General features: G+C 65.3%; 15 protein-coding genes. 7 read left to right on the top strand and 8 right to left on the bottom strand.

The window, feature by feature from the left end; translation table 11 throughout:
• Window positions 1-33: 33 nt before the first annotated feature.
• The 3 genes from glpX to SPO_RS08830 form a co-directional block, all read right to left on the bottom strand.
• Window positions 34-987, bottom strand: coding sequence for a class II fructose-bisphosphatase (gene glpX / locus SPO_RS08820; RefSeq protein ID WP_011047467.1), 954 nt, complete (start codon window positions 985-987; stop codon window positions 34-36).
• Between the two features lie 99 nt (window positions 988-1,086).
• Window positions 1,087-2,373, bottom strand: a complete 1,287-nt coding sequence (locus SPO_RS08825) for a homoserine dehydrogenase (RefSeq protein WP_011047468.1) — start codon at window positions 2,371-2,373, stop codon at window positions 1,087-1,089.
• 101 nt (window positions 2,374-2,474) lie between these two features.
• Window positions 2,475-2,750 carry a hypothetical protein gene (locus SPO_RS08830; protein WP_216700159.1) on the bottom strand — a complete coding sequence of 92 codons (276 nt, stop codon included), beginning with the start codon at window positions 2,748-2,750 and terminating at the stop codon, window positions 2,475-2,477.
• 102 nt (window positions 2,751-2,852) lie between these two features.
• On the opposite strand from SPO_RS08830, the gene SPO_RS08835 reads away from it, so the two are divergent.
• Window positions 2,853-3,437: a TetR/AcrR family transcriptional regulator gene (locus SPO_RS08835; RefSeq protein ID WP_011047470.1), complete on the top strand. Its 585-nt coding sequence runs from the start codon at window positions 2,853-2,855 to the stop codon at window positions 3,435-3,437.
• 75 nt (window positions 3,438-3,512) lie between these two features.
• Here the strand turns inward: SPO_RS08835 and SPO_RS08840 are convergent, their stop codons facing one another.
• Together SPO_RS08840 and SPO_RS08845 are read right to left on the bottom strand one after the other, a co-directional pair.
• Window positions 3,513-4,424, bottom strand: coding sequence for a pirin family protein (locus SPO_RS08840; protein ID WP_011047471.1), 912 nt, complete (start codon window positions 4,422-4,424; stop codon window positions 3,513-3,515).
• 118 nt (window positions 4,425-4,542) lie between these two features.
• The gene (locus tag SPO_RS08845) at window positions 4,543-5,718 is read right to left on the bottom strand and encodes a 4Fe-4S double cluster binding domain-containing protein (protein WP_044028164.1); all 1,176 of its coding nucleotides are present in this window, start codon (window positions 5,716-5,718) and stop codon (window positions 4,543-4,545) included.
• Between the two features lie 100 nt (window positions 5,719-5,818).
• Between SPO_RS08845 and SPO_RS08850 the strand changes: the two genes are divergently transcribed.
• A complete protein-coding gene (locus tag SPO_RS08850) occupies window positions 5,819-6,304 on the top strand; it encodes a hypothetical protein (protein ID WP_044028166.1) in 486 nt (161 codons plus the stop codon).
• Between the two features lie 3 nt (window positions 6,305-6,307).
• On the opposite strand, the gene SPO_RS08855 is transcribed toward SPO_RS08850, so the two are convergent.
• Genes SPO_RS08855 through SPO_RS08865 form a run of 3 tightly spaced genes read right to left on the bottom strand, consistent with a single transcriptional unit; the run spans window position 6,308 to window position 9,070 of the window.
• Window positions 6,308-6,859 carry a TadE/TadG family type IV pilus assembly protein gene (locus SPO_RS08855; protein ID WP_044028168.1) on the bottom strand — a complete coding sequence of 184 codons (552 nt, stop codon included), beginning with the start codon at window positions 6,857-6,859 and terminating at the stop codon, window positions 6,308-6,310.
• Between the two features lie 4 nt (window positions 6,860-6,863).
• A complete protein-coding gene (locus tag SPO_RS08860) occupies window positions 6,864-7,397 on the bottom strand; it encodes a TadE/TadG family type IV pilus assembly protein (RefSeq protein WP_011047475.1) in 534 nt (177 codons plus the stop codon).
• On the bottom strand, window positions 7,394-9,070 hold the full coding sequence (locus SPO_RS08865; RefSeq protein WP_011047476.1) for a TadE/TadG family type IV pilus assembly protein: 1,677 nt from the start codon (window positions 9,068-9,070) through the stop codon (window positions 7,394-7,396). Before SPO_RS08865 ends, SPO_RS08860 begins: the two co-directional genes overlap by 4 nt.
• 323 nt (window positions 9,071-9,393) lie before the next feature.
• Here SPO_RS08865 and SPO_RS08870 point away from each other — a divergent pair, with 323 nt between their 5' ends.
• From SPO_RS08870 to SPO_RS08890, 5 genes are all read left to right on the top strand, one after another.
• The gene (locus SPO_RS08870) at window positions 9,394-10,824 is read left to right on the top strand and encodes a Glu/Leu/Phe/Val family dehydrogenase (protein ID WP_011047477.1); all 1,431 of its coding nucleotides are present in this window, start codon (window positions 9,394-9,396) and stop codon (window positions 10,822-10,824) included.
• 199 nt (window positions 10,825-11,023) lie between these two features.
• On the top strand, window positions 11,024-12,277 hold the full coding sequence (locus SPO_RS08875; RefSeq protein WP_011047478.1) for a sarcosine oxidase subunit beta family protein: 1,254 nt from the start codon (window positions 11,024-11,026) through the stop codon (window positions 12,275-12,277).
• A 55-nt stretch (window positions 12,278-12,332) separates the two neighbouring features.
• Entirely contained in the window at window positions 12,333-12,596 is a 264-nt protein-coding gene (locus SPO_RS08880; RefSeq protein ID WP_011047479.1) for a sarcosine oxidase subunit delta, read from the top strand.
• Complete coding sequence (locus SPO_RS08885) at window positions 12,593-15,526, top strand: sarcosine oxidase subunit alpha family protein (RefSeq protein ID WP_011047480.1); 2,934 nt, start codon at window positions 12,593-12,595, stop codon at window positions 15,524-15,526. Before SPO_RS08880 ends, SPO_RS08885 begins: the two co-directional genes overlap by 4 nt.
• Window positions 15,519-16,064 (top strand): sarcosine oxidase subunit gamma, encoded by a 546-nt coding sequence (locus tag SPO_RS08890; RefSeq protein WP_044028170.1) that lies wholly within the window; start codon window positions 15,519-15,521, stop codon window positions 16,062-16,064. The genes SPO_RS08885 and SPO_RS08890 overlap by 8 nt, the downstream gene beginning before the upstream one ends.
• Window positions 16,065-16,073 lie beyond the last annotated feature (9 nt).

Consider the following 16,073-nt stretch of genomic DNA (forward strand, 5'->3'; position numbering starts at 1 on the left):
GCTGCGGCACCAGCCGCATCCCTCGCCAAAGGCTCAGACCGGGGTGCGATAGCTCATCCGCCGCACCGATCCGGTCTTGGACCGCATCAGCAGGGTGGTGGTCTCGACCCAGCCGGGCTCGCGCTTGATGCGCGGCAACAGCGAGCCGCCGGTCACGCCCGTCGCGGCAAAGATCACGTCCTGCGTCACCATCTCGTCGCGGGTATAGACGCGGTCCAGATCGGTGATGCCGGCCTTGGCGGCGCGGCCACGCTCGTCATCGTTACGGAACAGGAGCCGGCCGAAGATTTGACCGCCCATACATTTCAGCGCGGCCGCCGCCAGCACGCCCTCGGGCGCGCCACCGGAACCCATGTACATGTCGATGCCGGTGGTTTCGGCTTCGGCGCAATGCATCACCCCGGCGACGTCACCATCGGTGATCAGCCGGATCGAAGCGCCGGTTTCGCGCACCTCGGCAATCATCGCCTCGTGGCGCGGACGCTCCAGAATGCAGACGGTGATGTCCGACGGTTTGCAGCCCTTGGCCGCTGCCAGCGCCTCGACCCGTTCGCGCGGCGACATGTCGAGCGAGACCACGCCCTCGGCATAGCCCGGGCCGATGGCCAGCTTGTCCATATAGACGTCGGGCGCATGCAGCATCGAGCCGCGCGGACCCATGGCGATCACGGTCAGCGCGTTGGGCATGTCCTTGGCGGTCAGCGTGGTGCCTTCCAGCGGATCCAGCGCGATATCGACGCCCGGGCCGTTGCCGGTGCCCACTTCCTCGCCGATATACAGCATCGGCGCCTCGTCGCGTTCGCCTTCGCCGATCACCACCACACCGGCGATGTCGAGCAGGTTCAGCTGTTCGCGCATGGCGTTCACGGCGGCCTGGTCGGCGGCCTTCTCATCGCCGCGTCCAATCAGCGAGGCCGAGGCCAGCGCTGCCTGTTCGGCCACGCGGGCAAGGCCCAGGGAAAGCATACGGTCATGAAATTCGGGCATGGCGGACATGAATAGTTCCTTGCAGATGGGCTTATTGACCCTCTACCGCAGGGCGGCGGGGGTCCACAAGCATGTTTGCGACAATGGCGCGCGCGTGGCTCAGACCGCCTCGATCCTCAGCGCCACCGGTTCGGCGGCCAGAACACCCGCCGCCGTCATGGCCTCCAGCGCTGCGTCGAGGTCGGCGCGCTGGGTCTTGTGGGTGACGATCACCACCGGCGCCTCGGCGCTGTCGTGGCCGGTCTGGCGCATCCGGTTTATACTGACCCCGGCATCGCCCAACGCGGCAGCCACCTTGGCCAGCGCGCCCGGACGATCGGGCAACAGCAGACGCAGGTAATAGGGGGCCGGAGAGTTCGATTGGGCACTGTCGGCCTCGGCCAGCGCGGTGGCGGGCTGGCCGAACACCGGCAGGCGGAAGCCGCGCGCGATATCGCAGATATCGCCCAGCACGGCGCTGGCGGTGGGGCCTTCGCCCGCGCCGGGGCCACGCAGCACGATCTGTTCCACGGCGTCACCTTCGATCACCACCATATTGGTACCGCCCTCGAGCTGGCCCAGCGGCGAGTCCGCCGGCACCAGGCAGGGCCGCATCCGCTGTTCCAGCCCGCGCCCGCTGCGCTGGGCCACACCCAGCAGCTTGATGCGATAGCCCATGTCCGCGGCATAGGCGATGTCTTCGAGGTTGATGCGCTCGATCCCCTCGATGTCGATCCCGTCGAAATGCGGTTTGGTGCCAAAGGCGATGGCGGCCAGCAGCGCCAGCTTGTGCGCGGCGTCGATCCCGCCCACGTCAAGCGTCGGGTCGGCCTCGAGATAGCCCAGTTCGGCGCATTCCTGAAACAGCGCGTTATAGCCTTTACGCTGCGATTCCATGCGGGTCAGGATATAGTTGCAGGTGCCGTTCATGACGCCCATCACGCGGGTGATCTCGTTGCCGGCCAGCCCTTCGGTCAGCGCCTTGATCACCGGGATGCCGCCGGCGACGGCGGCCTCGAACCGGATCACCCGGCCCGCGGCCTCGGCCTGTTCGGCCAGCGCCTGACCATGGATGGCCAGCAGCGCCTTGTTGGCGGTGACCACGTCCTTGCCCGTTTCCAGCGCCGCCTCGATCGAGGCCTTGGCGGGGCCGTTCTCGCCACCCATCAGTTCGACGAACACATCGACATCGTCGCGGCGGGCCAACGCGACCGGGTCGCTCTCCCAGGCGTAGGAGGACAGGTTGACGCCCCGGTCCTTGCCCGCGTCGCGGGCCGAGATGGCGGTGATTTCGATGCGGCGCCCGGTACGCGCCTCCAGCAGATCGGCCTGACGGCGGATGATGCGCACAACGCCGACGCCCACGGTTCCCAATCCCGCGATCCCAAGCCGCAATGCCGGTTTCATGCTGTCTGTCCTTTCTGCTCGTGCCTGTCGCGGCCCTGCCGGGCCGGTCCCTTGCCGCGTGCCTTAGCCCGTTCGGGGCGGGCGTGCAATTGGTGGGCGTGTTATTCGGTGCTGGTTTGTGTGCTGTCGTCGTGGCTGGCCTGTTGCAACCGCCGGGCGCGCCCGGCCAATGCGGCGCGGCGCGCCTCGAGCGCTTCTTGCACGGCGCGCGCCTCGCCCTCGGGATCGACCGGCGGCCCCAGCGCCTCGTCCAGCGGGACCAGCTTGGGAAAGGCGGCAGTGCGCAAGTCGGGGCCAATCCGCTCGTTCAGTTCGGGCACCTGGGTGCAGGCCGCGGCCATCAGCAGCAAAAGAGGGAAGAGCGCGGTTCTGGACATTCGGGTACCGGAGCTGTTGACGCCTGGCCCCTTTGTCGTAAATTGCGGGCGCGGGTGCAAGCGGGGCTTTTATCTGAACATATGTTCAGATAGCGTGCCCCCATGGCACGTACGCAAGGCTCTCATTCCGATATCACCGGCCCGCGCATTCAGGATGCGGCGCTCAGGCTGTTTGCGCGGCACGGGTTTGCCGCGGTGTCGATGCGCCAGATCGCCGGAGAGGTGGGGGTGCAGGCGGGGGCGCTCTACAATTACACACCGGACAAGCAGAGCTTGCTGTTCGGGCTGATGCACCGGCATATGGACGAATTGCTATCGGCGCGCCGCGATCAGGCGCGGGGCGATGCGCTGACCCGGTTGCGCGATTTCGTGGGCTTTCACATCCGGTTCCACCTGAACCGGCCCGACGAGGTGTTCATCGCCTATATGGAACTGCGCAATCTCACGCCCGAGAATTTCGCGACCATCGAGGGGCTGCGGCGACGCTATGAGGATGATCTGGAGGCGATCCTGCGGGCGGGGGTGGCGGAGGGCGTCTTTGCGGTGCCTGATACCAAGATCGCGACTCTGGCGGTGATCGCCATGCTGAACGGGGTCAATACCTGGTACCGGGCCGAGGGGCGGTTGTCGCTCGACGAGGTCGAAAGCGTCTATTGGGACATGGTGCGCAAGGCGGTGGCGGCCTAGTCGTTTTCCGTTTCGGAAAACGACCCGGAAAACAGATGTTTTCCGGGCCGGAATTCTCGCAGAATTCCGCGCGCCTTAATGCGCGGGGCGAATGAAGGTGCCGTTGCGCAGGTCGCGCATGGCCTGCATCAGCTCTTCCTGCGTGTTCATCACGATCGGCCCGTGCCAGGCCACCGGCTCGGCGATCGGCGCACCCGAGATCAGAAGAAAGCGTACCCCCTGCGGCCCGGCCTGCACCGTCACCTCGTCTCCGGTGCCGAAGCGGATCAGGGTGCGGTCGCCCGAAAGGTCACGGATATTGACCTCCTCGCCCGCCACCTCCTTTTCCAGCAGCACACCGGTTGGCGCCGAGGCATCGGCAAAGGCGCCGGCCCCTTCGAACACATAGGCAAAGGCGCGGCGATAGGTGTCGATCCTGAACGTCTTCTTCACCCCCGCCGGAACGAAGATATCGAGATATTGCGGATCGGCGGCGATGCCGTCCACCGGCCCGGTCTTGCCCCAGAAGCTGCCCACGATCACCCGCACCCGTGTGCCGTCATCGTCGATCACCTCGGGGATTTCGCTGCCGGCCACATCCTGATAGCGCGGTGCCGTCATCTTCTGGCTGGCGGGCAGGTTGCCCCAAAGCTGAAAGCCGTGCATCTGCCCCTGCGGATTGCCCTTGGGCATCTCCTGATGCAGGATGCCCGACCCGGCCGTCATCCATTGCACGTCGCCTGCGCCCAGCGTGCCGCTATTGCCCAGCGAATCCCCGTGCTCCACCGTACCGGCCAGCACATAGGTGATGGTCTCGATGCCGCGATGGGGATGCCAGGGAAAGCCGCGCAGGTAATCCTGCGGATGCTCGTTGCGGAAATCGTCGAACAGCAGGAAGGGATCAAGCTCGGTCGGGTCCTGAAAGCCGAAGGCGCGGTGCAGCTTGACCCCGGCGCCTTCGAGTGCGGGGGTGGCGCGGCGGGTTTCAAGGATGGGACGAATGGACATGATCGGGGCTCGCTTGGGCTGTGAAAGCTGGGGCTAAGATAGGGGACGCCGGTGCCAAGGCAATTCCGCGCTGTGCCACCGGCCGTGTGCGGCGGCGCACAGCCGTCGCGTTCGTGGGTCAGGTCCCGGCCCACCATTCCGCAGGTTTGCGCCGCTTGCCGTGCCCGCGCGCCAGCCGCAGCGCCAGGTGGCGCAGCGGCGACAGCGCGAGCCGCAGCCACAAGCGGTTGCGCCGCCGCGCATAGTCGCGGTTGAAGGGGCAGACCCGCATGCAGATCGCGCAATCCGAGGCGAGCTTGGCCCAGAAGCCGAAACATTTCTCGGCATCCGAGGTCCATTTGCGCACGCCCCGGATGGCCGAGACATTCGGCGCCACATCCGAGGGCGGCCCATAGGGCAGCGCCTTGACCGGGCAGGCATCTGCACAGGCGGTGCAGATGTCGCAAAAGGCGCGCACGCCCCGCGGGCGCGGCACATCATGGGCAAGCGGCAGGTTGGTGAACACCTTGGAGAACCGCAGCCGGGGGCCAAACTCCGGCGTGATCACCATCTGGTTGCGGGCATATTCGCCCAAGCCCGCCTTGACCGCATAGGGGATCACCAGCCCGGTGTCGTTCATCGAGGCCACGGCCTCGTAGCCGAGGTTGCGGATATAGGTGGCCAACTGCATCACCACCGCAGCCTCGTGGCTGTATTCGCGCCCGGTGGCGGCACCGGCCAGGGCCGAGGGGTAGGTGGCCACCAGATCGCGCTCCATCTCGTGGCCCAGCACGATGACCGAGGTCAGCCCATCGGGCAGGCCCAGCGGCGCCTCGCTCATGTCACGGGTATCGACGCGGGCGGTATAGTGCCAGCGCTCGTCCAACTCGGTCACGCCGCACAGATCGGCGCCGAAGAAACGGGCGATGCGCTTGATCTCGGCACTCATGGCGGCGGGATCGTCGACCCCGACCTGTTGCGGCGCCACCGGCGTGTCATAGCTGATCGGGGCCTGGAATCCCTCGCGCCGCCCCTCGGCGGCAAACCGGTTAGTGACCACGTCCGAGATCAGCCAGGCGGCATTGCGCAGGGCGAAATCGCGCTGGGTGAAGCCATCGCCCCGGCGCGGCGCCGCCTCCATCCGGTAGGAGGCAAAGAAGGCATCCGTCTGTTTGGAGCGCACCTGCGGATCCCACATGGCGCGGGTGAATACGTCATTGCGCTGTGCAAAGCGCTCGAACGCCTCTGTGGTCTCGATCCCGGCGGCGGTATCGGTGGGGCGGGTGCGGTCTGGCCGGTTTGCGGGATAGCTCATGGCCGTCACGCTAACTCGGGGTTTGTGGGTAGGGCAAGGAGCCTGTTCGACGCCCGCGCAATCGGCTATGCAGGCGCAACGAATAAAAGGACGACACCATATGCAGGACGAGGTTTTGGCGACGATCGAGGCATCGGCACCCCGACGCTGGCTGGCGCTGGCAGTGCTGACGATATTGGGGGGGCTGCTGATCTATGTGGCGGTGGTCACACCGCCCGAGCTGATCTGGCAGGTTTTCCTGATCGTGCTGGGGGCGCTGACGCTGTGGCTGGCGCAGCGCATGTTCCAGGCGACGGCGGGGCGGGTCGAGATGACCGCGACCGAGCTGCGCGGCAGTGACGGAACGGTGATTGCCCGCATCGCCGATATCGAGGGGCTGGACCGCGGCGTGTTTGCCTTCAAACCGTCGAACGGGTTCCTTCTGCGCACTTCGGTGCCGGGTGAGCGCACCTGGCAGCCCGGCCTGTGGTGGCGGATGGGGCGCCGGATCGGCATTGGTGGCGTCACCCCTGGATCGCAGACGAAATTCATGGCCGAGATGCTCTCGGCCATGATGGCGGAACGGGACGGAACGCTGCCGCGCTGAGGTTCAGACGCTGCCGGCGATCTCGTTGGTGAAGCGCGGCCGGGTAAAGATGAACGTTTCCATTTCGGTATCTTCCAGCCCGACGCGGAACGGCGATCTGTAGATGTTCTTGGTCTCGACCAGGATCAGGGTGTCCTGATCCGACATCGGCGGCAGGCGCGAACTGACCGTGGCAACATTGGCATTGCTCAATGCGGTGTCATAGCCGCGATTGGCGGACCAGCGCACCCGGTGGCGGTCACGCTTCTTATCGTAGCGCAGCAGCGAGATGCGGACCTGAAGGCTGGCGGTATCCTGCACCATGCGTTCGAACAGATCGACCATCGAGTCGATATAGGCGTCATCGACGGTGCGTGTTTCGCGCGAGATCAGGTCGCCGATCGTATAGGCCGCCTTCACGTTCGATGCGGCCTCGCGGTAGCCATCGAAATAGGTGTAGCCGATCATGATGGTCCAGAACAGCATCGGCACCGTCAGCAGCGCCTCGACCGCGATCGAGCCATCCTCGTTCCGGCGGAACAGGCGCAGCGAGTTCAGTATGCGGGACTTAAACATGGCGTTACAACGGCTCCTGCACAAAGACGGACATGGCGGTCAGAGAGTACTGGCCCTCGTCATTGGCCAGCGTCGCCCCCAGGGTTGAGGTGGGAAAGATCGGGTCGATCTTTGCGCAGGCGCGCAGCACCATCAGCTCGTTGGCCTGACCGTTTTCAAAGTTGCGTACCGGGCGCACCTCTGCCGAGAGGTCGGTGCAATCCGGGTCGGCGGGCAGGGTAATGCCGGCAAACGGGTCCTGGCGGATCATCTCAAGCTTGAGGTTGCTGCTGCAACCGCGGATAAACACGGCCTTTTCGCAGATCTTGCTCTTGAGCTCGTTATGGCTGGGATTGGAACCGGTGTTCAGGCGCAGGTCGCGCACCACTACATCCACCGCCCGTTCCAGCATGGCGTGGTTCAGCGTCATGAAGGTCAGTTCGACCCCCGCCAGCATCACCCCGATCACGGCGGGGAACACGATGACGAATTCGACCGTTGCGTTGCCATCCTCGCCCCTGCGGAAGCGGCGAAGGAAATTGCTCAGGCGCCGTTTCATTGGGTCAGCCTCAGCTTACGGATCGACGAGGCGATCGAGGTGAATGCATCGCTGATCTCCAGCCCATCGGCGTCGTAATAGTGGCTGTCCGAGCTGGCGCAGCGCTTGAGCACGCGGCGGCCGCTATAGGGGGCCTCGAAGCCGACGGTATAGACGATGATGCCTTCGTCCTTGGCCGCGTCACAAACGTGGTCGGTGCGCTGGTCCTTGGCCGAGGCCTCTTTGTGCGTCATGGCCGCGGTGTACCATTCCGCCCAGGCGTTGCTGTTGAATTCGAAGTTGTAATAGGCGTTATAGGCCAGCGAAACCTTGGCAAAGAGCTCGGCATAGGTCAGCCGCACCGCTTCACCCGGCTCGTCCCGCATGGCGCAGCTGTAATAGCCGCTGGAGTTATACCCGCAGGCCTCGCTTTGACCATTGCCATAGGGGTGGTCGGCCCAGCGGTTCTGATCCGGCCAGTAATAGCTGTTGTTACCATTGTCGTGATAGATGCTGAACGCATTGGTGGTGTTGTTGTCGGGCGAGCCGCTGATGACGTCCTCGGCTGCATTGTACCAGACCGGCGAGTCACCGTCGCGCAGCGACGGGTTCAGCATGTACTGGTTGGTGTTTTCGCCGTCCGACATGACGATCAGCACCTTCAGCACATCGCCCGAGTCATAGGCGCTGGGGCGGCCCTGGAACGAGGCCGGCACCTTGTTGTCCGAGATCAGGCCGCTGATCACGCTTTGCGTGCCCGGGTCCAGCATCACGACACCCCATTTGGTGCCGATGTCGATCGAGGTGTTGCCGCGCCCCGTCAGCCCGTCGATATAGTTGTTCAAGACGGTCTGGTCGTTGGAGAACGGCAGGATTTCGGTGCTCGCACGCACCGGGCAGACCGGGGTCGAGATCGGATCCTTGGTATAGCTGAACGGATCGAAATGCATGGTCCGCTCCAGCGGCGTCACGCGGGACAGGCCGGGCTGGCTGAACTCGTCATCGATGAAGTTCACGCAATGCGAGTAGTTATGCTCGGTGCTGACATTGTAGTAAGACAGGATGTCGGCGCCCGCATTGACCTGGGTGGCATAGGGGACGATCGAGATCGAGACCGTGCCCGGCTCGGTCGCCGACAGCATGTGATCGACGAATTCCTTGGCCGCGTTCTTGAGGTTGTAGAGCCGGCTGTTGCTGTTCATCGAGCCCGACACGTCGAGCACCAGCGAGATTTCCACGTTGCCGATGCTTTCCTCGGCGGTGCTGGCGGCGGGGATCGTCAGGCTGTCATAGCCCGAAAGCTTCATGAAATGGGTCGGCAGTTCGGCGGTGGCGGTGGCCGACACCTTCCGGTAGCCAAGCCCCTCCTGAACAGTGACGCTGGAGAGATATTCCAGCAGACCGGCCTTTTCCAGATAGCTGCGCACGACCGTTTCCGGCGAAACCTGCTGGTCGAGGTCGGCGGCGGCCAGGACGGCGCGATCCATCGTGTATTGCAACGCCGCGCGTTTCTGTTCGTACCGCATCAGGTCGACCCCGATCCCCGCGGCCCCGACAAGGGCCAGGAACAGGAACAGGGCCATCACGGTCATCAGGCCGTCTTCTTCGCGCGCAAAGGCATTGGCGCGGTCCTTGAGCCGGTTACGAACACGACGCGATGCCGCACCGATGCTGATCAGTGTATTGAACATCATCCACCTACCTGTCCGGCAGAACCCCAGCCGGAGAATACATTTCCAGTCTGGAGTTTTGCCCTGCAAAGATGGCAGGAATGGGGCGCAAATCGCCCGAAAGGGTGAACGTTAACCGATAGTTAAGGACATTGCCGGCAAATGAACCGGCTTTGTTTCGTCAGAGCGGACAATGCCACCCGTACGCCATGCGAATCGTTGTTTTGCCCTGATTCAAATTCTTCAAGCGATTAAAAATGTCGCACTTACGTAACGAAGCGTCATATGTTGCCTGCGACAAGGTGTCATCATCCGAGTCGCATAAGGTCATAGAGGATTTGTAGTTAATGGCCCCCAAGAACGAGCCCAGTTTCAGACAGAGCGTGGATATGATGTTCAACAGGGCGGTGGCCCTGATGGACCTGCCGCCGGGACTGGAGGAAAAGATCAGGGTTTGCAACGCCACCTATACGGTGCGCTTCGGCGTGCGTCTGCGCGGTCAGATCCAGACCTTTGTCGGCTATCGTTCGGTGCATTCCGAACATATGGAGCCGGTCAAGGGCGGTATCCGTTACGCGATGTCGGTGAACCAGGACGAGGTCGAGGCGCTGGCGGCGCTGATGACCTATAAATGCGCGCTGGTCGAGGCGCCCTTTGGCGGTTCCAAGGGCGGGTTGTGCATCGACCCGCGCCAGTATGAAGAGCATGAGCTGGAACAGATCACCCGCCGCTTTGCCTATGAACTGGCCAAGCGCGACCTGATCAACCCCTCGCAGAACGTGCCCGCGCCCGACATGGGCACCGGCGAGCGCGAGATGGCCTGGATCGCCGACCAGTATGCGCGCATGAACACCACCGATATCAACGCGCGCGCCTGTGTCACCGGCAAGCCGCTGAATGCGGGCGGCATCCATGGTCGGGTCGAAGCCACTGGGCGCGGCGTGCAATACGCCTTGCAGGAATTCTTCCGCGACCGCGTCGGGGTAGGCAAATCGGGCCTTGACGGCAAGCTCGACGGCAAGCGCGTCATCGTGCAGGGCCTGGGCAACGTGGGCTATCACGCGGCCAAGTTCCTGAGCGAGGAAGACGGCTGTGTGATCACCGGCATCATCGAACGCGACGGCGCGCTGGTCAGCGACGAGGGGCTGGATGTCGAGGCGGTGCACAACTGGATCGTCAAGCATGGCGGTGTCACCGGCTTCCCGGACGGGACCTTTGTGGCCGAGGGTGCCAAGGTGCTGGAAGAGCCGTGCGACATCCTGATCCCGGCGGCGATGGAAGGGGTGATCAACCTCGCCAATGCCGATCGGATCAAGGCGCCGCTGATCATCGAGGCGGCGAACGGTCCGGTGACCGCCGGTGCCGATGAGATCCTGCGCAAGAAGGGCTGCGTGATCATTCCCGACATGTATGCCAATGCCGGCGGTGTGACGGTGTCCTATTTCGAATGGGTCAAGAACCTCAGCCATATCCGGTTCGGCCGCATGCAGCGCCGCCAGGAAGAGGCACGCCATCAGCTGGTCATCGACGAGCTGGAGCGGCTCGACCGCTATCTGGGCGATGCCTGGTCGATGACGCCGCAGTTCAAGGAGAAGTACCTTCGCGGCGCCGACGAGCTGGAACTGGTACGCTCGGGGCTCGATGACACCATGCGCATCGCCTATCAGGCCATGCGCGATGTCTGGCACGAACGGGGCGATGTCGAGGATCTGCGCACCGCCGCCTATCTGGTCTCGATCGACCGGGTCGCCAAGAGCTATCGCGCCAAGGGTCTCTGAGCCGAGAGTGCCGCATTGGAAAAGCGGGGCGCGCGGGCAACCGGGCGCCCTTTTTCGTTGTTGGCCGGGGCGGTCGTGGTGTCGTGGTGGCGACAGGATTGGTCGCTGATCGACAATTCTCTGTCGATAACCGTCTTGAGCTGCGGCCCATCGGTGATACTCGTTATGTCAGTGACAGGGCCGGCAGGGAGAGACGGGCATGCGGTTTTCGGGCCTTCGGGTGTTGAAAGAGGGGCTGACCGGCAACAAGGGCTGGCGGCCGCATTGGCGCGACCCGGCACCCAAGCCGGAATATGACCTTGTCATCATCGGCGGCGGCGGCCACGGGCTGAGCACCGCCTATTACCTCGCGCGCGATCACGGGCTGACCAATGTGGCGGTGCTGGAACGCGGCTATATCGGCGGCGGCAACATTGGCCGAAACACGACCATCGTGCGGGCCAACTACTTTCTTCAGGGCAACTCCGAATTCTACTCGCATTCGCTGAAACTGTGGGAGGGTCTGGAAGAGGACCTGAACTACAACGTGATGCATTCGCAGCGCGGCATCCTGAACCTGTTCCATTCCGACGGTCAGCGCGATGCGGCGGCGCGCCGTGGCAACATGATGCTGAGCCAGGGCGACGATGCCATCCTGCTGGGGCGCGAGGAACTGCGCGCCAAGGTGCCGTTCCTGAATTTCGACGATCAGCGCTTTCCGCTTTACGGTGCGCTCTATCACCCGCGCGGTGGCACCGCGCGCCATGACGCGGTGGCCTGGGGCTATGCCCGGGGGGCGGACAGTCGCGGCGTCGATCTGATCCAGAACTGCGAGGTGACGGGGATCGACGTCGAGAACGGGCGGGTGAGGGGCGTGCAGACGGTGCGCGGTCCGATCCGGGCCAAGAAGGTGGCGATGGTGGCGGCGGGCCGCTCCAGTCAGGTGGCGGCGATGGCGGGCATGCGCCTGCCGATCGAAAGCCATATCCTGCAGGCCTTTGTCACCGAGGGGTTGAAGCCGGTGATCGACCAGGTGATCACCTTTGGCATGGGGCATTTCTATATCAGCCAGTCCGACAAGGGCGGGCTGGTCTTTGGCGGCGATCTTGATTTCTATGCCTCTTACGCGGCGCGCGGCAACCTGCCCACGGTGGAACACGTGATGGAGGCGGGCATGGCGCTGATGCCGATGATCGGCAAGGCGCGGGTGCTGCGCAGCTGGGGCGGCATCATGGACATGTCGCCCGATGGCTCGCCCATCATCGACCGCACCCATATCGACGGGCTCTATGTCAATTGCGGCTGGAACTACGGCGGGTTCAAGGCGGTACCTGCCTCGGGCAATGTGTTCGCGCATCTGCTGGCGACGGACCAGTATCACCCGGCGGCGACACGGTTCCGGCTGGACCGGTTCCGCACCGGGCGCGGCATCCTGGATGAAGAGGGCACCGGCTCTCAACACAACCTGCATTGAGGGGGGAGAGGCCGGACATGCGTATTTTTGGCGGAATGAAGATTGAGGGACGGCGATGAGGATCACCTGTCCGCATTGCGGCGATCGCGACAGCCGCGAGTTTTCCTATAAGGGCCACGCGCTGGCACTGGAGCGCCCGGCGCCCGAGGCGGGGGGTGAGGCCTGGGACAACTATGTGCATCTGCGCGAGAACCCGGCCGGGGAGACCCGCGACCTGTGGCATCACCATTTTGGCTGCGGCGCCTGGCTGGTGGTCACCCGCAACACGCTGACCCACGAGGTGCTGGGCTGCGAACTGGCCTCGGAGGCACGGCGATGAGGGTTCAGGGCAAGGGGCTGATCGACCGGGACCGGCCGGTCTCGTTCACCTTCGACGGGGTGGGTTACAGCGGGTACCAGGGCGACACGCTGGCCTCGGCCTTGCTGGCCAATGAGGTGCGGCTGGTCGGGCGCTCGTTCAAGTATCACCGCCCGCGCGGCATCCTGACGGCGGGCAGCGAGGAACCCAACGCGCTGGTCACCATCGGGCGCGGCGGGCGGCAGGACCCCAATGTGCGCGCCACGGTGCAGGAGATTTATGAGGGGATGGAGGCGCAGAGCCAGAACCGCTGGCCCTCTCTCAGCTTCGACCTGATGGCAATCAATGACCTGGCTGCGCCGTTCCTAGGGGCCGGGTTCTATTACAAGACCTTCATGTGGCCACGCAGCTTCTGGGAGAAACTGTACGAGCCGGTGATCCGCCGCGCCGCCGGGTTGGGCGCACTGTCTGGGCAGGACAATGCCGACCGCTACGAGCGCGCTTTTGCCTTTTGCGATCTGCTGGTGATCGGGGCCGGGCCTGCAGGGTTGATGGCCGCGCTGGTGGCGGGCCGGGCCGGGGCCGATGTGATCCTGGCCGAGGAGGACGCGCGCATGGGTGGGCGCCTCTTGGCCGAGACCTATGAGATCGACGGCAAGCCGGGGGCGGTCTGGGCCGAGGAGGTGCTGGCCGAGCTGCGCGGGATGGAGAATGTGCGGCTGATGACGCGCACCACCGTTGCGGGCGCCTATGACCAGGGCACCTATGCGGCGCTGGAGCGGGTCTCGCATCACCGCGCCGACCGGGGCGCGGGTGCGCCGCTGGAATGTTTCTGGCGCATCGTGGCGCGGCGCGCGGTGCTGGCGGCGGGTGCGCTGGAACGCCCTATCGCCTTTGCCAACAATGACCGGCCCGGCATCATGACCGCTGGCGCGGTGCGTGCCTATCTCAACCGCTGGGGCGTCAGCCCGGGCCGCGCCGTTACCGTATTCGGCAACAATGACGATGCCCATCGCACCGTGCGCGACCTGCTGGCGGCGGGGGTACATGTGGCGGCCCTGATCGACAGCCGCCATGACGCGCCGCGCCTTGATGGGGTGCGGATGATCCGGGGCGGTCAGGTCTGCGGCAGCGGCGGGCGGCAGGGGCTGGAGCGGATCACCGTTCGTCATCCCAGTGGCGAAGAACGCATCGCCACCGACTGCCTGGCCATGTCGGGCGGCTGGAACCCCAGCCTGCACCTGACCTGCCACATGAACGGGCGGCCCGAATGGCGCCGCGACATCGCAGCCTTTGTGCCCGTGGCGGGCATGGTGCCCGGCCTGCGCGCGGCAGGTGCCTGCAACGGCGCCTTTTCGACGACGGCCTGTCTGCGCGAGGGGGCCGAGGCCGCGGCCGAGGCACTGGGCGCGCTGGGGATCAAGGCGGCGCAAGGCGTACTGCCGGTGGCCGAGGAGACGCCCTATGCTCTGGAGCCGCTCTGGGCGGTGCCGGGGCGCGGGCGCGCCTGGCTCGATTTTCAGAACGATGTCACCGTCAAGGATGTGAAACAGGCGGCGGTCGAGAATTTCCGGTCGGTCGAGCATATGAAGCGTTATACCACGCAGGGTATGGCGACCGATCAGGGCAAGAGCTCGAACGTGGCGGCGCTGGCGGTGCTGGCCGATGCCACCGGACGCGGCATCCCCGAGACCGGCACCACCACCTTTCGCCCGCCCTATAGCCCGATAGCCATCGCAGCGCTGGGCGCGGGGGGCGAGGGCAAGGGGTTTCAGCCCGAGCGCTTTACCACCTCGCACGCCGCCACCCTGTCGCGCGGCGCACCGATGATCGAGGCGGGGCTGTGGTACCGGCCCAGCTATTTCCCGCAGCCGGGTGAGACCGACTGGCAGCAGAGCTGCGACCGCGAGGTGGGTTACGTACGCAACGCGGTGGGGGTGGCCGATGTCTCGACCCTGGGCAAGATCGACATTCAGGGGACGGATGCGGCGCGGCTGTTGGATTTTGTCTACACCAACATGTTCTCGACACTGAAGGTCGGGCGCGTGCGCTATGGGCTGATGCTGCGCGAGGACGGTCATGTGATGGATGACGGCACCACCGCGCGGCTGGGCGAGGATCACTACCTGATGACCACCACCACCGCCGCTGCCGGTCAGGTGATGGCGCATCTGGAATTTGTGGCCCAGGGTCTGCATCCCGAATGGGACGTGTCGATCTGTTCGGTGACCGAGCAATGGGCGCAATTCGCCGTTGCCGGCCCCAGGGCGCGCGAGGTGCTGAACGGGCTGCTCGACACGCCGATCGATGCGGCGGGCTGGCCCTTCATGTCCTGCGGCGCGGTGTCGGTGCTGGGCGTTGGTGGGCGGCTGTTCCGGATCTCGTTCTCGGGTGAGGAAGGGTACGAGATCGCGGTGCCCGCGCGCTATGGCGCCAGCCTGTTCGACCTGCTGGTCACCCGCGTCGAGGCGCTGGGCGGCGGCGCCTACGGGATGGAGGCGCTGAATGTGCTGCGGATCGAGAAAGGCTTCATCACCCATGCCGAGATCCATGGCCGCGTCACCGCTTATGACATCGGCATGGGGGGCATGGTCTCGGCCAGGAAGGACTGTATCGGCAAGACCATGGCGCAGCGCCCCGGGCTGGAGGAGCCGGGGCGCGAACGGCTGGTGGGGCTGAAACCCATCACGGCCGAGGGCACGCTGCTGGCGGGCGCGCATCTTTACCGGCAAGAGGATACCGCGCGGCGCGAGCATGATCAGGGCTATGTGACCTCGGTTTGTCATTCGCCGGTTCTGGGCCGGATGATCGGGCTGGGCTTTCTGGCCGATGGGCCGGATCGGATCGGAGAGATCGTCAAGATGGTCGACGGGCTGCGCGGGGTGACCACCTATTGCGAGGTGGTCACCCCGGTTTTCTTTGACCCCGAGGGAGGGCGGATGCGTGGATAAGCTGATCGCGAAAACGCCCTGTGCGGGGCAGGTGCCGCTGAGTGTCGGCGCAATGACGGTGAGCGAGGTGGACCTGGGCGCGATGACGTCACTGTCGCCGCGCAAGGGGCAGGGGGCCGCGCTGGCCCAGGCGCTGCGCGCGGCGCATGGGCTGGACTGGCCCGGCGCGGGCCGGGTCACTACGGCGGGCGATGCGCGCGCGATCTGGTTCGGCCATGACAGCGTGCTGCTGACCGGCGCCGCGCCGGATGCGGCGCTGGCCGGGCCGGGTGTGCTGGTCGATCAGTCCGATGCCTGGACCGTGGTGCGCCTTGAGGGGACCGGCGCCGAGGCGGTTCTGGCGCGGCTGGTGCCGGTCGATCTGCGCGCGCCCGGATTTGGCCCGGGCGCCACGGCGCGATGCCGGATCGGACATATGGCGGGCTCGGTCACGCGGCTGGAGGATGGCGGATTTCTGCTGATGGTCTTCCGCTCGATGGCGCAGACCCTGCTGCATGACCTGAAATCGGCGATGGAAGCGGTGGCCGCGCGCGGGTAAGCTCCGGGG

Origin of the sequence: Ruegeria pomeroyi DSS-3, assembly GCF_000011965.2 — a bacterium.
GTDB classification, from domain to species: domain Bacteria; phylum Pseudomonadota; class Alphaproteobacteria; order Rhodobacterales; family Rhodobacteraceae; genus Ruegeria_B; species Ruegeria_B pomeroyi.

Excerpts from the sequence above, each read along its gene's own strand:
- SPO_RS08885 (WP_011047480.1), top strand. The coding sequence starts at position 12,593 with ATGAGGGTTCAGGGCAAGGGGCTGATCGACCGGGACCGGCCGGTCTCG.
- SPO_RS08875 (WP_011047478.1), top strand. The coding sequence starts at position 11,024 with ATGCGGTTTTCGGGCCTTCGGGTGTTGAAAGAGGGGCTGACCGGCAAC.
- SPO_RS08825 (WP_011047468.1), bottom strand. The coding sequence starts at position 2,373 with ATGAAACCGGCATTGCGGCTTGGGATCGCGGGATTGGGAACCGTGGGC.
- glpX (WP_011047467.1), bottom strand. The coding sequence starts at position 987 with ATGCCCGAATTTCATGACCGTATGCTTTCCCTGGGCCTTGCCCGCGTG.
- SPO_RS08880 (WP_011047479.1), top strand. The coding sequence starts at position 12,333 with ATGAGGATCACCTGTCCGCATTGCGGCGATCGCGACAGCCGCGAGTTT.
- SPO_RS08865 (WP_011047476.1), bottom strand. The coding sequence starts at position 9,070 with ATGATGTTCAATACACTGATCAGCATCGGTGCGGCATCGCGTCGTGTT.
- SPO_RS08860 (WP_011047475.1), bottom strand. The coding sequence starts at position 7,397 with ATGAAACGGCGCCTGAGCAATTTCCTTCGCCGCTTCCGCAGGGGCGAG.
- SPO_RS08835 (WP_011047470.1), top strand. The coding sequence starts at position 2,853 with ATGGCACGTACGCAAGGCTCTCATTCCGATATCACCGGCCCGCGCATT.
- SPO_RS08830 (WP_216700159.1), bottom strand. The coding sequence starts at position 2,750 with ATGTCCAGAACCGCGCTCTTCCCTCTTTTGCTGCTGATGGCCGCGGCC.
- SPO_RS08845 (WP_044028164.1), bottom strand. The coding sequence starts at position 5,718 with ATGAGCTATCCCGCAAACCGGCCAGACCGCACCCGCCCCACCGATACC.
- SPO_RS08870 (WP_011047477.1), top strand. The coding sequence starts at position 9,394 with ATGGCCCCCAAGAACGAGCCCAGTTTCAGACAGAGCGTGGATATGATG.
- SPO_RS08840 (WP_011047471.1), bottom strand. The coding sequence starts at position 4,424 with ATGTCCATTCGTCCCATCCTTGAAACCCGCCGCGCCACCCCCGCACTC.
- SPO_RS08855 (WP_044028168.1), bottom strand. The coding sequence starts at position 6,859 with ATGTTTAAGTCCCGCATACTGAACTCGCTGCGCCTGTTCCGCCGGAAC.
- SPO_RS08850 (WP_044028166.1), top strand. The coding sequence starts at position 5,819 with ATGCAGGACGAGGTTTTGGCGACGATCGAGGCATCGGCACCCCGACGC.